The organism is Ferrimonas balearica, from assembly GCF_019802055.1.
GTDB classification, from domain to species: Bacteria; Pseudomonadota; Gammaproteobacteria; order Enterobacterales; family Shewanellaceae; genus Ferrimonas; species Ferrimonas balearica_A.
In genome coordinates this window covers 175,882-191,707 of sequence record NZ_JAHVHW010000006.1, presented here as the reverse complement: position 1 = coordinate 191,707, position 15,826 = coordinate 175,882, and the positions used below count along the sequence as shown (strand labels likewise).

Genomic DNA, 15,826 nt, shown 5'->3' with positions numbered 1-15,826 from the left:
TTATTCGCCAGTTTGCCATATTTCAGCTGAATTGGCGCTGATCAGAGTGTGATCCTTTGTTAATCCTAAGACTCGGATTTTCAGCCTCAAGTTCCCGCCCCTATGGACTATGCTTTGGCCAGGGCTCGTTGCCCGGGGCATCCCATGGAACTGTTTTTTATCCTCTTAATCCTGCTTGTCACCACCCGCGCCTTTGGTGAGGTGGCGGAGCGTCTTGGGCAACCGGGACTGATGGGAGAGCTTGTGGCGGGGATCGCGCTGGGGACCTTTGCCGCCCATTATCAGGACGCCATTCCGCAGATCTCCGGCCTGAAAACCAGCCCGGTGTTCAGCACCATTACCGATCTGGGCATGTTCTTTATCATGCTGTTTGCCGGGGTCGAGCTTCAGCCCAGCCGGTTGGTGGAGTACTCCAAAGGGGCACTGGCAGTGGCCGTCTTGGGGATGGTGGTTCCGATGGGCCTGGGCATCGGCCTGGGCTACCTGTTTCTGCCGGACGGTCCCAACCTGCTGGCTCAGTCCGTATTTCTTGGCACTGCACTGGCGATCACCGCCGTTCCCGCCACGGTCCGTATCCTGATGGATCTTGGCCAGCTCGAATCTCCCTCCGGCCAGATCATCATCTCAGCCGCAGTGTTTGATGATGTATTGAGCCTGATTCTGCTGGCCTGGCTGACAGCCTTGATCGGCGGTGAGCCCACCAGCGGCACCATGGTGGCCATGTTGCTGCTGAAAGTGGCGCTGTTCTTCCTGATCACCGTGATCATTGGTGTCTTTATCTACCCACTCGGCGGCCGCTTTATCGGCATGATCAAGCAGAAAGAGTTTGAGTTCAGCGCACTGCTGGTGGGGGCGTTGGCGTTTTCCGTTCTGGCGGAACTGCTGGAGCTGCACTTTATTGTTGGCGCCTTTATGGCGGGTCTGTTCTTTGGTCGCAACACCATTGATGAGCGAGCCTACAACGCGGTACGAGCCAAAACCTCCGCCATGACCTTCGGTTTCCTGGCCCCCATCTTCTTCGCCTCAGTGGGGCTGCACCTGGAGTTTGGCGCGCTGACCGAAGTCCCCCTATTCGTAGTTGTGCTGCTGATTACCGCCTTTGCGGGTAAGTTTCTGGGCTCCGGCCTGGCCGCCAAAGCGATGGGGTTCTCCTGGCAGGAATCCGCTGCGGTAGGGGCGGGGATGAGTGCCCGGGGGGCGGTGGAACTGGTTATCGCCGATATCGCCCTGAAGGCGGGGCTGTTCAATAACGGCGGTCATCCGGTGGTGGCCCATATGTTCTCGGCGGTGGTGATCATGGCGGTGGTCACCACATTGCTGACCCCCTGGATGCTCAGGCGGATCTACGGTCCGCCACCACCCAATGGCCCCCCTTCCGAGTTCTCGGAGTGAATCAGGCCAGCTTGCTCCGAAAGGCAAAATAGACCGCCCCCACCAGGCAGAGCCCGGACCAGAGATAATCCAGTTTCAGCGGCTCCCGCAGATAGAACACGGAGAAGGGCACAAACACCATCAGGGTGATCACCTCCTGCAATATCTTCAACTGTCCGACATTCAACGCCGTGTAGCCGATGCGGTTGGCGGGCACCTGTAACAGGTACTCAAACAGGGCGATGCCCCAGCTGATCAGGGCGGCGATCACCCAGGGTTTGTTGTTCAGCTCCTTCAGATGGGCGTACCAGGCGAAGGTCATAAAGATATTGCTGCAGATCAGCAGGCCGATGGTGATCGGGATGGGGTTCATAAGGCTCCGGAGGGGAAAACAGCAGCGCCGCGCGCGGTGGCGGGATGATAGCGATCTGCGGCGCCGACGCCAGCGTCCCTGCGCGGTTCTGTCGGGCGGGTCATTATGGAAAATGACAGGAGTGAGAAAGGATTGGTCCGAAGAGAAAATTACGAGGTGAGATAGTGAAACTAATACCGATAAGTACCATTAACGCTAACTATGACACACCCAATCTCACCGATTAACTCAATGTTAAATTTCATCATGGATTAGATGGATAGTCTTTATGTGTTCGAATAGTTCGAACACATAAAGGAGATATGTGTATGAAAAGGACTTCATTAGCATTATTACTTGCATCTACAAGTGTAATTTCTTCTACCGCAATTTCCGAGGAACGAGTGTATGATTTACCCGCAAATTGTGAGTATGGCCAAGTGGAGTCTTTCGATCCAGATACTGGTGCACTGAGTAATGCAATTGATAGTGGTGCAAAAGTTTGGAGCGAGGGATTGATTGGGGCCAGTTTGGTTTCTTGGACCGGTTTCATTGCGGCAGTTTGGAATATTGTCGAATCGTATGATTACTTGAGAGTTGAAGTACCAAAATTTGTTGTCCAAGGTGAGTCATTTAGAGCAAAGGGTAACCTGTTTGATACTTTTGCGAATGTGAATTTTCATAACTCAGAGTTGGGATATGTAGGCACCGACAAATCAAGTATAGAAGGAAATGCATATAAGACTATGTCATTCCCTGAAACATATGGAGTCGGGTTGGTTTGGGTCAATCGTGCAAGCGGTATGTGTTCTGCTGAGTCTGTTTGGGTACAAAAAAGGCCGGTCGCGAGTAATGGATCAATGTCTCAAAGCTCTGGAAAAGTCTATGGCTCTATCGACTACGCTGTCGATCAGTACTCTAGAGCAGTTGTTGATAGTAAAAAGAATGTTGTCGTAACTCTGTATATACAAAGTGACTTCTACGGGACTGTTAGTAGTACTAGCGTTAGTAAGACTGCATCAAGTGGCAGAGTCTCACTTAATATCTTACCCCATCAAGGTGGTGGATTGTATAACGTATGGATGTCTGTTCGTGACGGAACATATACAGACAGCTTAGATCTTGGAACTGTACTTATTCGAGATTCCGACCCGATTAAGCCTTGTCCAACCTGTAATATCAACTAACTATAAAAAGCCCTGCTTATGCAGGGCTTTTTATTTGTCATCTTTAAGCCACCTCCTTTAGGGGGGATATTTCAAAGCGACCTACTAAGCAGTTGGATTTTGACTTCTCGCCCTACTTTTTGTCGCCATAGTCACCTGCGGCGATTTGGTGGCTGGGTCAATCCCCCGTTGGCAACTTGTCTGCACAGTGGCGTTCTGATCCCTTGCCACCCGCTTTCCGGCAATCCGTCCTCCGATCTTGGCGGCGCTCCCCAACCTGTTACCCTCGATGAAAACGGTATGGAAACCCGGGAGTCGATAGCGATGAACAGTAAGGTGGCGGCGTTTGACCGCTGGATCCGCACGGACTTTGTGACCTTCAATAACGAGCTGGAAGCCGGCTACTACGAGCAGGAGGACAGAGCCAATGTCACCGGCGTTGGCGAGGCGACCAAGCGTCAGCTCGAATCGGAGGGGCGCGACCACATCATCGAACTGCTGGCCCAGGGCAATACCGATGAGGGATTTGATCAGGCCTTTGACCTGCTCGGCAATGTTGGCCTCTATATGGCCGCCTGCCGCCGTCACGGGCTGACCGACCCGGACACGGACCGTACCTCTCCCCAGCATGAGGCCTCCGCGCTGGCGATGCACATCGCCGCTTCCATCGGTGTGGTTCCCCGATTCGCTACCGCTCACCTCTGCACCCATAACCGGGCCATCGACGGGCAGTACAAGCGCTTTACCGATCTGGATGACGAGCGCTGCTTTGTGGATTACAACAGCAAAGGGATCCTGGCCTTTAAGCGGGCGGCCGATGCGCTGATGCGGGTGCTGCCGCTGGGGGTGTCCCACCCCATCGCACTGGATCTGTTCAAGGCCTGTGCCCACGCTCTGGAGGAGGTGCGGGACTCCAACCGCATCCTGTTTGAAACCCTCGACCCAGACCGCTTCTTCTACTGCGTCCGTCCCTACTACAAGCCGCACCATGTGGGCAGCCAGGTCTACCGTGGCGCCAACGCCGGGGACTTTGCCGGCATCAACGTGATCGACATGCTGCTGGGCCTCTGTCAGGCCAATGAGCCCTCCTATGGCCGTATGCTGGTGGAGAAGTTTCTCTACATGATGCCGGAGGATCAGGCGATTTTGCGCGACTGTATGCGACGTCGCAGCCTGATGGATGAGTTCCTGGCCATCGCCCCGGAACATCACGGCAGCAGCTGGTACCAGGAGCATCTGAGCGCCTTCCTGCGCCTGTGCGAACTGCATGGGGAGATCGCCAGCCAGCATCATGATCAGTTGGTGCACACTTACATCGTGGGGCCTGCCAAAGCGATGGATCAGAAACATATGGGCCAGCTGACCGCCAGTGGTCCCGCGCTGCAGGGGCTGCTGAAAGCCCTGACCGACCTGCGCGACCGTCGGGCCGGGGCGCATCGGGAGGATATCCTGACCCGCCATCGCGAACTCTCCCTGCTGCGCGCCTCTCTGGGGAGTGACCATGGCTGATCGCACTGTGCTGACCGCCGCCAACTTCCATCTCGGAGCGAGCACTTACCTGCTGAATCACTCCGTGGGGCGGCCACTGAAAAGCGCGGAAGCGGCGTTCCATCAGGCCTACTTCGCCCCCTGGGCGGAGCAGGATGAGGGGATCTGGCCCGCCTGGCTCTCCACCATCGATCAGTTTCGCCAGTCACTGGGGCAGCTGTTTGATGCGCCCGCAGAGCGGTTCTGCCCCCAGAGCAACCTCTCCAGTGGCCTGACCAAACTGGTGATGTCGCTGCCTCAGCTGGTTTCTGGCCAGGTGTTGATGAGCGAGCAGGACTTTCCCACCATCGGCTATGTGCTCGCCAAGGCACTGCCAAGGGGGCGGGAGCAGATCCGCTTTATTCCTGCGGAACTGGATGTGACCGACCCCAATGTCTGGGCGGAGCATATGGGCAGTCAGACCGTCCTGCTGTTTCTCAGTCACGCCTACTCCAACACCGGCGCTCAGGCACCGTTGGCGGAAGTGGTGGAACTGGCCAGAACCCGCGACATTCTGAGCGTGGTGGATGTGGCTCAGTCCGCCGGGGTGCTGCCGCTAAGTCTGACCCACCTGGCACCGGACTTTGTATTGGGGTCCACGGTGAAGTGGCTCTGCGGTGGACCGGGAGCGGGCTACCTCTATATCGCGCCGGAGCGTCTGGCGGAGTGTCAGCCCAAAGATGTGGGTTGGTTCTCCCACGCCAACCCCTTCGCCATGAACATCCATGAGTTCCAATACCACGAGGGCAGCGAGCGGTTCTGGGGTGGCACCCCCTCGGTGGCGCCCTATGCCATCGCCGCCCACAGCGTCGGTGCGTTGGTTGGTCACGGTATTGATGCCATCCGTCAGCACAACCTGAGCCTGCAACAGCAACTGATTGAGGCATTGGGCGAGCGGGTGGTTTCCCCCTGGGAACCGGAACGGCGCAGCGGCACCGTGATTCTCCATCTTGGGGCGCACCAGTCTCAGCTGGCTCCCGCCCTGAAGGCCGCGGGTATTGCGGTGGACGAACGGGCTCAGGGCGTACGGGTTTCCCCCCACCTCTACAACAGCGCCGACGATGTGGCGCGCCTGATTGAAGTGGTTAAGGGACTGAGCTAGCCCGATAAGTTTGAGAAAAGCAAAAGGGGTCAGGCTGGAATGCCTGACCCCTTTGGGTTTGTGCTTGCCTTAGCGCTATAGCTCTTGGGGAGCTTCGGGTTCGTCGTTACGTGTCATCTGACAGGTGGAAGACTTCGCGGCCTCCCGGCTCTGACGTCGCTCCTGCATCGCCAGCTTCATGATCTGCCAGGAGGAGGAGAGGAACAGCAGCGACAACACCAGCGCCACCGCCAGATCCGGCCAGGGTGAGCCGCTGGCCCAAACCCCCGATGCTGCCAGTACCACCACCAGGTTGCCGATGGCGTCGTTGCGGCTGCACAGCCACACCGAGCGGACATTGGCGTCCCCATCCTTGTAGCGCATCAGCAATAGCACGCTGACCACATTGGCAATAAAGGCGGCGATGGCGACGCCACCCATGGTGTAGGGGTCTGGCGAGTTAAGGAAGAGGATGCGGTAGAGGGTGGAACCCATCACCCAAAGCGCCATCAGCAGCAGGCTGACCCCTTTGAATATCGCCACATTGGCGCGCACCGACAGGGCTTTGCCGATGGCCCAGAGGCTGATGCCGTAGGTGAGGGTGTCACCCAGAAAGTCCAGCGCATCCGCCTGCAATGCCTGGGACTGCGCGCCAATCCCCGCGGCCATCTCCACCAGAAACATCAGGCCATTGATGGCGATGATGACCCAGAGGATCTGGCGGTAGCGGGCGCTGGTGCCATCAAATTGGGCATTGTGGTTGCAGCATCCTGCCATGATTTTTCTCCCGATAATGGCTCGATGGCGTTACTGTAAAAGCTCTAGTCGCTAGAGCTTCAAGCGCAAATGTGCCAAAGCGGGAGAATATTGATGGCCACCACCTACGCCATTGGCAAACTGGCCAAGCTGACCGACACCAAAGTGCCCACCATTCGCTATTACGAACAGGTGGGGCTGCTGCCTGCGCCGGAGCGCAATGCAGGCAATCAGCGGCGTTACCGGGAGGTCCATCTGCAGAAATTGCGGTTTATCCGCCACAGTCGTCAGTTGGGATTTGGCCTGGAGGAGATCGCCAGCTTACTGGCTCTGCAGGAGAGCCAGGCGGACAGTGGTGAGGTGCAGCGGATCGCCCGCAACCATCTGGATGAGGTGCGGGATAAGGTGGCGCGGCTGAATAAGCTGGAGCAGGCGTTGAGCCAACTGGTGTCCTGTTGCGGCAGTGGCCAGCCTCATGACTGTCAGATCCTCTCTGTGCTGGCGGACCACAATCTGTGCCAGCACGAACATGAAGGACGGTAAGGATTTACTTCGGCTGCCCCTTACGCAGCGCTTGCGGTGTGGTGTCATAGCGCTGCTTAAAGGCGCGGCAGAGATGGCTGACATCACTGAATCCCACTTCATCCGCAATCTGACTTAAGCGCTGGGTTGAGTTGTGGAGGCGCCAGTGAACATGTCGCATCCGCAGATCCTGCCAGTAGCTGTGGGCGGTCATGCCGTGGTCCGCCATAAAGGTACGGTCCAGCTGGCGTCGACTGAGTCCAACCTGTGCCGCTATCCGTTCAATATCACTGCTGCCGCCCCCACTGAATCCCGCCAGATGCTGACGCATCAGGGCCACGGCCCGCTGGGTGGGGCGGGAGTCTCCGCCGCTCTCCGCCAGAGAGCGCAGCGCATGGGTGGCGGCGCGACTTTCATCTACCAGCATATCCGCCAGTCCCTTCAGCGCCCGGGTGGGGCCGCAGTGTCGCTCCAGCAGGGCGGTGGCAAGATCGATGGTGGCACTGCCCCCGGCGCAACTGACGCGCTTGCCATCAATATGGTAGAGCGCATCGTTATGAAAACCGATATCGGGATAGGCGGCGGAAAACTCCTGCTGATGGCGCCAGTGCAGCGCCACCTTGTGCCCCTTCAGCAATCCCACTTCGGCCAGCATAAAGCTGGCGTTATCCACTGCCACCAGGGTGACCCCAAGCCGACTGGCCCGCTGAAGCAGGGCTTTATACTCGGGGGCCAGCGCCTGCGCCATTGAGGGCTGGCGGCAGCCGAAGATCACCAGATAATCGTAACGGGTCAGATCGACCTCTTCCGCCACCACCTCAACCGCCACCTCAACCCCACTGCTGGCCCGCACCGTACCCGGCGCCAGTCCGCTGACCGTCCACTGGCAATAGCGTTGCTGGCTCAGATCCTCCTCATCGGCGGAGAAGCGCAGCTTGTCGACAAAGCCCCCAAAGGCCAGCAGCGCGTGCTCCGGCAGAGGCAGCAGAAGAAAGCGGCAATCGGGCTGGATCTGGGGTTTGGTTTGGTGGCGTGGGGTCATGGCACTGATGAACGGATCGGTGATGTCCAAATAATACTGCAAAACGTCCATATTGGGCCGGTGAGATTGCGGTGGCAGCGCGTACATTGCCGTTATTTCCAATCGGAGCAAAAAAGATGGATTGGCATACCTGGTGGCTGTTTCTGGTGGCGGTAACCGGATTGGCATTGGCCCCCGGCCCCAATGGCTTGTTGGCCCTGAGCCATGGCGCAATGTATGGCCACCGCACCGCCGTAGCCACGGTGCTGGGTGGGATCAGCGGTTTTGCCCTGATTGTGGCGGTATCGGTGCTGGGGTTGGGCAGCTTGCTGCAGGCAGAGCCGCGACTGCTGATGGGACTGAAGTTTGTCGGAGCATTCTACCTGGCGTGGCTGGGGTGGCAGTTGTGGCGCGCCCCTGCACCGGATTGGTACCGAACCACCGAAGCGGACAGTACCCGTCCATTCACCCTGTTCCGCACCGGTGCCCTGACGGCCCTGGCCAACCCCAAAGTGCTGCTGTTCTTCGGCGCCTTTATTCCGCCCTTTATCAACCCAAATGCACCGCTGCTGACCCAACTGGTGGTGATGACCCTGACCTTCTGCGCCGTGGAGTTTGCGGTGGAGTACGGTCTGGCGCGACTGGCGCACCAACTGCGTCCCCTGCTGGCAGGCTGGGGTCGCCGCTTTAACCGTGGCTGCGCGGCCGTGTTTGTGTTGATTGCGGCGGGAATACCGCTGAGTTAGCAAAGTTAAAAGGGCCGAAAGGCCCTTTTTTTGATTCAGATCTGAGGGGGTGGGACGCGGTCGCGTGGGCTTTAGTCCACGGAACCACCGGATCGCCGCATATGTACCCGAGCGTCCTGGTAACCACTCATCCATCGCTTTTCGAAACCGGCGAGCTCCTCCCGGTCTTTCGGGTATGGGCAGGCATCCTGGGGTAAACCGTCCAAACTCGCCTGCCAGCCATGGTTTCGCGCCAGTTTGTAGCCCTCATGGACCTGCTCATAGAGAGGACGCTTATAGTGCACGATGACCCGGCGGAAAAGGGCCGCAACCAGGTGTATAGCAATAACTATCAGGGCGGAGAACAGAATCATCATCGGAATGTTGTCCTGCTCAAGATAGAGTGCTACCGCCATGGCAAGTATGAAAGCCACCGAACAGACACGGTCAAAGGCTTTACCCGGACCAATCTTTGAGCCCATATAGAGACGCTCCAAGCGGTGGTATTGAGCGGCTAGGGCGAAGTACTTCAGTTGTTCTTCTTGAGTCATTGGTTCGTAAGTCAGCGAATACAGCAGGGCCCGAAGCAGACCCTAAAACACAGGCGCCACTATGTACCACAGAGCCACCCACCGCCCAAGCGAATTCCTATGAATCAGAAATGTCAGTTTTGGCGCCAAAAGCGGTCGTTCGCTGTGTTGAGGGAACTTTCGCGAGTATTAATGGGCGCATAAAGGTACCATCAGCGCAATAACTCCACTGTTAAGTATCCTATGAAGGTATCTTTCTCACGGCACATTGAAGATTTGTACATGGGGCTTGAAAGAACGCAGAGTGCAGAAGACAGGCCGCGTTATGTAGCTCTCCTTGCTCATGCTGCAATTGTGCTGGCCAAGCTTACCCTAGATGCTCCGAAGTCAGACTTGTTTGCTGCAATTGATACTTATGAGCGCTTATGGGGCAACACTTGGCTAGAAGGATGGAGTCCGGTTTATCCCGATAGCTATGATAAGTTCAAGAGCGAAGTGGGCTACCCGACCACTTAACAAGGCGCTACAGGCGGATCGCAATCGTTTGGTTGGCTGTTGCCCGTATCTCGATAATTTTAGCTAACCAAACTGTTTCCGTTGGGCGGAGCACCACGACTGGAATTTCTTAACAGCCGGTGCGTGTGGACTCTAGCCTTCCTTTGAGTCGCACTAAAGTGGGTATCCAGTTATCGTTACAGTTATCGTTAGCTAAAGAGTGCAAAGGTGGGTGTCTAATTAGAGCGCGTAATTAGAGCGGTTGATGGGCCTACTGGTGGACAAGTTCATAGGGAGACGGCACTTGGTAGCAAGTGTCGTCCACCTCACCAAAATGAGCTTAGTATCAACCAAAAGGGATGAAATTATGTGTCAGCCCTTTTGAATCGTTATGGCCCTTAATATTTCAAGAGAACTTACTTTGTAGTTTTTCGATCTGTTTCCAGCTGTGAGGGAACTTTTCCCCAAGAACAAGAAAGAAGCTGTCCATGTCCAAACTTTCCTCGACCGCTATTTCTGTAATTCGCGACAAATAAATTTCATCGGTTTCAAAGGAACGTATGGGGTGGCGTTCTAGAAAAAGCAATACTTCGGTTTTCATCGTACATACCTTGTCATTGATATAACCTAAGATAATGTAATATAGGACTCTTTCTCAGCAAAGCATCAGCCGATCAACTTCCATTCTAGCATGGTCTCGGTAGGGGTAGCGGTCGCCCGCTCCGCTCCCCCGGGCGCAAATCTTTATGCCCCACATAATGTCTGATGCCGCAGCTATCCGCTAACCGAACCCACAAAAAACGGCACTCAGAGGTGCCGTTTCTTATTGCCAAACTTACTTAACCCATCACTTCAACATTGGTTTCAGGAACCGTGCGGTATGGGATTCGGCGCACTCCGCCACCTGCTCCGGGGTGCCGGTTACCAGGATGGTGCCGCCGCCGGAGCCGCCTTCCGGGCCGAGGTCGACAATCCAGTCGGCGGTTTTGATCACATCGAGGTTGTGCTCAATCACCACTACGGTGTTGCCGTGGTCGCGCAGGCGGTGCAGTACGTCCAGCAGCATCTGGATATCCTGGAAGTGCAGACCGGTGGTGGGCTCATCAAGGATATAGAGGGTTTTGCCGGTGTCGCGCTTGGACAGCTCCTTGGCCAGTTTCACCCGCTGCGCTTCACCGCCGGAGAGGGTGGTGGCGCTCTGGCCCAGACGGATGTAGGAGAGGCCCACGTCCATCAGGGTTTGCAGCTTACGGGCGATGGCGGGCACCGGATCGAAGAAGCCACGGGCTTCCTCAACGGTCATCTCCAGCACCTCATGGATGCTCTTGCCCTTGTAGTGCACTTCCAGGGTTTCCCGGTTGTAGCGTTTGCCTTTGCACTGGTCGCAGGGCACGTAGACGTCCGGCAGGAAGTGCATCTCCACCTTGATCACCCCATCGCCCTGACAGGCTTCGCAGCGCCCGCCCTTGACGTTAAAGGAGAAGCGGCCGGGCTTGTAACCCCGTGCGCGGGACTCCTGGGTGCCGGAGAACAGCTCCCGGATCGGGGTAAAGATGCCGGTGTAGGTGGCCGGGTTGGAGCGCGGGGTGCGGCCAATCGGGCTCTGGTCGATGTCCACCACTTTGTCGCAGTGGTCCATCCCCACCACCTCTTTGTAGGGGGCGGGCTCGTCCACAGTGGCGCCGTTCAGCTCCCGGTGGGCGATCTTGTAGAAGGTGTCATTGATCAGGGTGGATTTGCCTGAGCCGGATACCCCGGTGATGCAGGTCATCAGGCCAACCGGAATGGTCAGGTCGACGCTCTTCAGGTTGTTGCCGGTGGCGCCGAACAGCTGGATCTCCTGCTTGGGATCATAGGGGGTGCGTTGGGCGGGCACCGCAATCTCCTTCTTACCGGACAGGTAGTGGCCGGTAAGGGAGCCCTCACTGCTTAGAATATCTTCCAGGGTGCCTTCCGCCACCACCTGGCCACCATGAACCCCGGCCCCCGGGCCGATATCGATGATGTGGTCGGCGGCACGGATGGCGTCCTCGTCGTGTTCCACCACTAGTACGGTGTTGCCCAGATCCCGCAGGTGGGTGAGGGTGGCCAGCAAGCGCTCGTTGTCGCGCTGGTGCAGACCGATGGAGGGCTCATCCAGCACGTACATTACGCCCACCAGACCGGCACCGATCTGGCTGGCCAGACGGATACGCTGGGCTTCACCCCCGGAGAGGGTTTCGGCGGAGCGGGAGAGGGTCAGGTAGTTGAGGCCCACGTTAACCAGGAAGCCGAGGCGATCGTGGATCTCCTTCAGCACCTTCTCGGCGATCTTGGCCTTCTGGCCCTCAAACTGCAGCGCGCCAAACCACTCCAGTGCCTCACCGATGGACCACTCGGTCAGCACCGGCAGCGGGGTGTCCGCTACATAGACGTGACGGGCCTCTTCCCGCAGACGGGAGCCACCGCAGCTGCGGCAGTGGGTAGTGGAGATGTACTTGGCCAGCTCCTCCCGCACCGAGTTGGACTCGGTCTCTTTATAGCGGCGCTGCATGTTGTTGAGGATCCCCTCGAAGGGGTGGCGGCGCACCACGGTATCCCCGCGGTCGTTCACATATTTGAAGTTGATGCTTTCGCGGCCGGAACCCTCCAGCACCAGCTTCTGCACCTTATTCGGCAACTCATGCCAGGGCGCTTCGATATCGAACTCGTAGTGCTCCGCCAGAGAGCGCAGCATCTGGTAGTAGTAGAAGTTTCGGCGGTCCCAGCCACGGATGCAGCCCCCGGCCAGGGAGAGGTCGGAGTTAGTGACCACCCGCTCTTCATCAAAGAACTGCTGCACCCCCAGGCCATCACAGGTAGGGCAGGCGCCTGCTGGGTTGTTGAAGGAGAAGATGCGGGGTTCCAGTTCGCTCATGGAGTAGCCGCAGTGGGGGCAGGCAAAGTTGGCGGAGAAGATCAGGGTTTCGCCGTTACCCTCCATCGGTGCCACGGTGGCGATGCCGCCGGAAAGCTCCAGCGCGGTCTCAAAGGATTCCGCCAGACGCTGCTTGAGGTCATCGCGCACTTTAAAGCGGTCCACCACCACTTCGATGGTGTGTTTGACGTGCAGATCCAGCGTCGGCGGATCGGACAGGTCGCACACCTCGCCGTCGATGCGGGCCCGGATAAAGCCTTGTGCTGCCAGAGATTCCAGCAGCTTGATGTGTTCCCCTTTACGGCCCTGCACCACCGGCGCCAGCAACATCTGCTTGGAGCCCTCCTCCAGCGTCAGCACCTTGTCCACCATCTGGGACACGGTTTGCGCGGTCAGCGGCACCTGGTGCTCCGGACAGCGGGGTTCGCCGACGCGGGCAAACAGCAGACGCAGGTAGTCGTAGATCTCGGTGATGGTGCCCACGGTAGAGCGGGGGTTGTGGGAGGTGGATTTCTGCTCGATGGAGATGGCGGGCGAGAGGCCCTCGATGTGGTCAACATCGGGCTTCTCCATCAGCGACAGGAACTGACGGGCGTACGCAGAGAGTGATTCAACATAGCGTCGCTGTCCCTCGGCATAAAGGGTGTCGAACGCCAGCGAGGACTTGCCGGAACCGGACAAACCGGTGATCACGATAAGCTTGTCCCTCGGGATGGTGAGATTGATGTTTTTCAGGTTGTGGGTGCGGGCACCCCGTACGTCTATTTTGTCCATCAGGCTCGGCGCTTAGCAGAAAAACGAAACGACCATCATACCCCGCCCTGGATAAAAAAACAGTACTTTGGCCGGGACAGAGTCAAGGATCAAAAGTGCTACTCGTGTCCCAGTTTAGGCGGTTGGCGGGCACAGGAGGAGAGTGGCGATTGTCAGAGGGGAGTCCGGGCGCTAGCCTGTTTCGACCTTTTGCAGCGGGTATTGGCCTCAACAGAGGATTAACCTCTGGTACACTGTCGCCCATTTCCCGCAACACACGATGAGGAACCGCCCAGTGAGTCAGGGCCTCAACGCCATCGAAAAACGCGCTGCCTTCTCTCTGGCCAGCGTCTACGGCCTGCGGATGTTTGGCCTGTTTCTGATCATGCCGGTGCTTGCCACCTACGGGCAGAGCCTTGAGGGCTTCTCCCCGATGTGGGTAGGGATTGCCATCGGTGCCTACGGCCTGACCCAGGCGTTGCTGCAGATCCCCGCTGGGATGGCGTCGGACCGCTTTGGCCGCAAAACGGTGATCACCATTGGCCTTATCCTGTTTGCCATCGGTTCTGTGGTGGCGGCAGTGGCCGACTCCATCTATCTGGTGGCGCTTGGTCGCGCCCTGCAGGGGATGGGGGCCGTGGCGTCGGCGGTGTTGGCGCTGGCGTCAGACCTGACCCGTGACGAGCAGCGGCCCAAGGTGATGGCGGTGATCGGTTCCTTTATCGGCCTCTCTTTTGCCGTGGCGCTGGTGGCGGGCCCCACTCTGGCCCGCAGCACCGGCTTGCATGGCCTGTTCGCCCTGACCGCGGTGCTGGCTTTAGTGGCGCTGGTGGTGGTGCACCTGATGGTGCCCAACTCGGTGCAGAAAGCCCCCGCGGGGGATCTGGTGGCGGTGCCTGAGCGTTTGTGGTCACTGCTGAAAGACCCTCAGTTGCGCCGTCTTGACCTCTCCATCATGGTGCTGCACCTGCTGATCACCGCGCTCTTTGTGGCCCTGCCGCTGGCGCTGGTGGACGCAGGAATGGATAAGGCGGATCACTGGACGCTCTATCTGCCAGCGATGGTGCTGGCGCTGGTGCTGATGGTGCCGATCATCCTCTACGGCGTGAAGAAGAAAACCAGCCGTAAGCCCTTTCTGTTTGCCATTGTGCTGCAGCTGGTGGCGATGGTGGTGCTGGCGTCCGGGGTGCATACCATTGCGGCGCTGGCGATTGGCACCGTGTTGTTCTTTGTGGGCCTGAACTACCTGGAAGCGGCGCTGCCGAGCCTGATCTCCCGCCTCAGCCCGGCCGGGGATAAAGGGTCTGCCATGGGGATCTACTCCACGGCTCAGTTCAGCGGTGCCTTCCTCGGCGGCGTGCTGGGTGGCGTGCTGTATCAGCACCTCGGCGCCCAGGGCGTGTTCGGCCTGTGTGCGGCGCTGATCCTGCTGTGGCTGGGTTACATGTGGTCGATGCCGGAGCCGGAGATGGCCAAGAGCCTGACCCTGGAAGCCCCGGTGCGGGACCGCGTCCACGCCGGTGAAGTGGCTGCCGCCCTGATGGCCCTTCCGGGCATCAAGGAAGTGATTGTTATCCCTGAGCAACAGGCGGCTTACCTGAAAGTGGACGATCTGTTCGACATCCAGCAGGCTCGGGCGCTGTTGCAAAGTTAAGCTTTTTTCGCGCTACTCGATAGCGACGACAGGTGAAGAAAGGCACGCCCCTGTGGTAGGCTGTGCGGATCAAATTAAGGTTTGGAGAGAACGATGGCCGGTGGCATCAACAAAGTCATTTTGGTAGGTAATCTCGGGCAAGATCCCGAAGTGCGTTATATGCCCAATGGTAACGCGGTGGCGAACATCACCGTGGCAACCTCTGAAAGCTGGAAAGACCAGCAGGGCCAGCGCCAGGAGCGTACCGAGTGGCACCGGGTGGTGTTGTTCCGCCGTCTGGGCGAAATCGCCGGTGAGTACCTGAAGAAGGGCGCCAAGGTTTACATCGAAGGCAAACTGCAAACCCGTAAGTGGCAAGACCAGAACGGTCAAGACCGCTACACCACTGAGATCGTGGCTGACCAGATGCAGATGCTGGACTCCCGCGGTGGTCAGGGTGGCGGCAGCTTCGGTGGCGGCCAGCAGGGCGGCAACTTCGGTGGCGGCCAGCAGGGCGGCAACTTCGGTGGCGGCCAGCAGGGCGGCAACTTCAGTGGCGGCCAGCAGGGTGGCAACTTCAGTGGCGGCCAGCAGGGTGGCAACTTCAGTGGCGGCCAGCAGGGCGGCAACTTCAGTGGCGGCCAACAGGGTGGCCAGCAAGGCGGCAACTTCGGTGGCGGCCAGCAGAGCGGCGGTCAGTCCCGTCCGGCGGCTAAGCCTGCTCCGGCTCAGAATCAGAACGCCAACCAGAACTTCACTCCGGATCTGGACGAGGGTTGGGACGACGATATCCCGTTCTAAGCGCCAGGATGTGGATCTCAGTTTGAAGAAGCCCCGGTTACCCGGGGCTTTTTTGTGTCTTTGTGAGCGGGATTCAAAGCGCGAGTGAGCCGGTAGCCTTCTTCGGTTTTGTCCGGACGCCATTCGATGCGATGATAGCCACTGACTCGAGGAAGTACGCGGTCGGAGGATGGCGTCCTCGGTTGGCAGTCTTGCCC

Annotated in this window: 14 protein-coding genes; 8 read left to right on the top strand and 6 right to left on the bottom strand. The window is 58.3% G+C overall.

Annotated features, from left to right (window positions below):
• The first annotated feature begins 144 nt into the window (after positions 1–144).
• Entirely contained in the window at positions 145–1,392 is a 1,248-nt protein-coding gene (locus KUV52_RS06205) for a cation:proton antiporter (protein ID WP_222525072.1), read from the top strand.
• 1 nt (position 1,393) lies between these two features.
• Here KUV52_RS06205 and KUV52_RS06200 read toward each other — a convergent pair whose 3' ends face one another.
• Complete coding sequence (locus KUV52_RS06200) at positions 1,394–1,744, bottom strand: DMT family protein (protein ID WP_222525071.1); 351 nt, start codon at positions 1,742–1,744, stop codon at positions 1,394–1,396.
• A 308-nt stretch (positions 1,745–2,052) separates the two neighbouring features.
• Here KUV52_RS06200 and KUV52_RS06195 point away from each other — a divergent pair, with 308 nt between their 5' ends.
• From KUV52_RS06195 to KUV52_RS06185, 3 genes are all read left to right on the top strand, one after another.
• Complete coding sequence (locus KUV52_RS06195) at positions 2,053–2,910, top strand: hypothetical protein (RefSeq protein ID WP_222525070.1); 858 nt, start codon at positions 2,053–2,055, stop codon at positions 2,908–2,910.
• A gap of 303 nt (positions 2,911–3,213) precedes the next feature.
• Positions 3,214–4,398, top strand: a complete 1,185-nt coding sequence (locus KUV52_RS06190) for a PrnB family protein (protein WP_222525339.1) — start codon at positions 3,214–3,216, stop codon at positions 4,396–4,398.
• Entirely contained in the window at positions 4,391–5,518 is a 1,128-nt protein-coding gene (locus KUV52_RS06185; protein WP_222525069.1) for an aminotransferase class V-fold PLP-dependent enzyme, read from the top strand. Before KUV52_RS06190 ends, KUV52_RS06185 begins: the two co-directional genes overlap by 8 nt.
• Before the next feature lie 75 nt (positions 5,519–5,593).
• Here KUV52_RS06185 and KUV52_RS06180 read toward each other — a convergent pair whose 3' ends face one another.
• Positions 5,594–6,274, bottom strand: coding sequence for a cation transporter (locus tag KUV52_RS06180; protein ID WP_222525068.1), 681 nt, complete (start codon positions 6,272–6,274; stop codon positions 5,594–5,596).
• 93 nt (positions 6,275–6,367) lie between these two features.
• On the opposite strand from KUV52_RS06180, the gene KUV52_RS06175 reads away from it, so the two are divergent.
• Positions 6,368–6,796, top strand: coding sequence for a MerR family transcriptional regulator (locus KUV52_RS06175; RefSeq protein WP_222525067.1), 429 nt, complete (start codon positions 6,368–6,370; stop codon positions 6,794–6,796).
• Between the two features lie 4 nt (positions 6,797–6,800).
• Here KUV52_RS06175 and KUV52_RS06170 read toward each other — a convergent pair whose 3' ends face one another.
• The gene (locus KUV52_RS06170; protein ID WP_261389909.1) at positions 6,801–7,904 is read right to left on the bottom strand and encodes a GlxA family transcriptional regulator; all 1,104 of its coding nucleotides are present in this window, start codon (positions 7,902–7,904) and stop codon (positions 6,801–6,803) included.
• A gap of 29 nt (positions 7,905–7,933) precedes the next feature.
• Between KUV52_RS06170 and KUV52_RS06165 the strand changes: the two genes are divergently transcribed.
• Positions 7,934–8,542 carry a LysE family translocator gene (locus KUV52_RS06165; RefSeq protein WP_222525066.1) on the top strand — a complete coding sequence of 203 codons (609 nt, stop codon included), beginning with the start codon at positions 7,934–7,936 and terminating at the stop codon, positions 8,540–8,542.
• A 71-nt stretch (positions 8,543–8,613) separates the two neighbouring features.
• Here KUV52_RS06165 and KUV52_RS06160 read toward each other — a convergent pair whose 3' ends face one another.
• The 3 genes from KUV52_RS06160 to uvrA form a co-directional block, all read right to left on the bottom strand.
• The gene (locus KUV52_RS06160) at positions 8,614–9,072 is read right to left on the bottom strand and encodes a hypothetical protein (RefSeq protein ID WP_222525065.1); all 459 of its coding nucleotides are present in this window, start codon (positions 9,070–9,072) and stop codon (positions 8,614–8,616) included.
• 880 nt (positions 9,073–9,952) lie between these two features.
• Positions 9,953–10,147 (bottom strand): hypothetical protein, encoded by a 195-nt coding sequence (locus KUV52_RS06155; RefSeq protein WP_222525064.1) that lies wholly within the window; start codon positions 10,145–10,147, stop codon positions 9,953–9,955.
• Positions 10,148–10,393: 246 nt separating this feature from the next.
• Positions 10,394–13,216 (bottom strand): excinuclease ABC subunit UvrA, encoded by a 2,823-nt coding sequence (gene uvrA, locus KUV52_RS06150; RefSeq protein WP_222525063.1) that lies wholly within the window; start codon positions 13,214–13,216, stop codon positions 10,394–10,396.
• A gap of 274 nt (positions 13,217–13,490) precedes the next feature.
• Between uvrA and KUV52_RS06145 the strand changes: the two genes are divergently transcribed.
• Together KUV52_RS06145 and ssb are read left to right on the top strand one after the other, a co-directional pair.
• Entirely contained in the window at positions 13,491–14,849 is a 1,359-nt protein-coding gene (locus tag KUV52_RS06145; protein ID WP_315900187.1) for an MFS transporter, read from the top strand.
• A 93-nt stretch (positions 14,850–14,942) separates the two neighbouring features.
• A complete protein-coding gene (gene ssb, locus KUV52_RS06140) occupies positions 14,943–15,629 on the top strand; it encodes a single-stranded DNA-binding protein (RefSeq protein WP_222525061.1) in 687 nt (228 codons plus the stop codon).
• Positions 15,630–15,826: the final 197 nt, after the last annotated feature.